This is a genomic window from Candidatus Accumulibacter vicinus (assembly GCF_000584955.1).
GTDB classification, from domain to species: domain Bacteria; phylum Pseudomonadota; class Gammaproteobacteria; order Burkholderiales; family Rhodocyclaceae; genus Accumulibacter; species Accumulibacter vicinus.
In genome coordinates, this window is sequence record NZ_JDSS02000019.1 from 161,833 (window position 1) to 163,179 (window position 1,347).

At 63.0% G+C, this 1,347-nt stretch carries 2 pseudogenes; both read left to right on the plus strand.

From position 1 onward, the window contains the following. A pseudogene (locus CAPSK01_RS22140) lies at positions 1–204 on the plus strand (DDE transposase); the annotation flags it as partial. Positions 205–261: 57 nt separating this feature from the next. Then, a pseudogene (istA, locus tag CAPSK01_RS07170) lies at positions 262–1,059 on the plus strand (IS21 family transposase); the annotation flags it as partial. Positions 1,060–1,347 lie beyond the last annotated feature (288 nt).

Sequence of the window (1,347 nt, forward strand, 5' to 3'; positions counted from 1 at the left end):
ACAAAGATGACGTACACCGCATGACCTCGCAATTGCGCACGGGCATCATGGCGGTGCAAGGGGAGCCGACGCTTTCGGGCGAGGTGGAGTGTGACGAGGTTTATGTTGTGGCGGGCCACAAGGGCCACTCCGAGGCGGTCAAAAAAAGGCCGTAAGGGCCGACGGCGGCGCCTGAAGGGCGCACGCGGGCGCGGTACCCTGGATCCGACTCCGTTAAGAGGATCCGATACTTCACCATGATGTCGCTCCAGCAAAAACGAGCCCGACTACGCGCGCGTTCATCAGGAACTCAAGAAGAAGGGCGTGACGCTTGCGCTGCTCTGGGAAGAGTACCTGCAAGCGACGAGAGAGCGGGGTTACCAATACACGGCATTCTGCACCCGCTATCGCGCTTGGGCCGGAAAGCTCAAGCGCTCGATGCGGCAGATTCATCGTGCCGGCGAGAAGCTCTTCGCCGATTACGCGGGGCCTACAGTGCCGATCATCGACGGCCAAACGGGCGAAATTCGACCGTCTAGCGTCTTCGTCGCCGTTCTCGGGGCTTCCAACTATACGTTCGCCTGTGCCACGCCGCAGCAGACGCAGGCCGACTGGCTCGGCGGACTGGCGCGGGCGCTGACCTATATGGGGGGCGTCACCGCGCTCATCGTTCCGGACAATCCGCGCTCCCTGGTTCGCGATGCCGACCCCTATGAGCCGGTGTTGAACCGCCTCACCGAGGAGTTTGCCGCCCACTACGGCACCGTCATTCTGCCGGCACGCCGACGGCGCCCGCAGGACAAGGCCAAGGTCGAAAGCGGCGTGCAGGTCGTCGAGCGCTGGATTCTGGCGCGACTGCGCCACCGGCAGTTCTTCTCGGTGGCCGAGGCCGATGCGGCGATCGCGGCGTTGCTGCCGGAACTGAATTCGCGCCCCTTCAAGAAACTGCCCGGCTGCCGGGCCTCTGCCTTCGCCCTGCTCGATGCGCCCTACCTGCGGCCCTTGCCGACGACCCCCTTCACGCTCGCTGAATGGAAGCGCGCGCGGGTCAATATCGACTATCACGTCGAATTCGACGGCAGCTATTCGACCGCTCTGGTCTTGGGCCGACTGGCTCGTCGCGCCGGCACCACGCAACGCGCGGTCCTCGAACAGCTCAATCCAGGACGCCGATCGGGTCGTCACGCAGGCAATGAGCGATGACGAGTTTGATCACTACTTCGCGTTACAGTTTCACAATGAGTAGCCATGCGCCAGACACTCCCCAACGATGGACTAACGGTCCTTGGCCTAATCGGCTCAGCCTGGAGTCTCCATCCCTCTCTGCACGATTGAGTCTGCGACTCCAAGCTGAACTTCGCAAGAGCG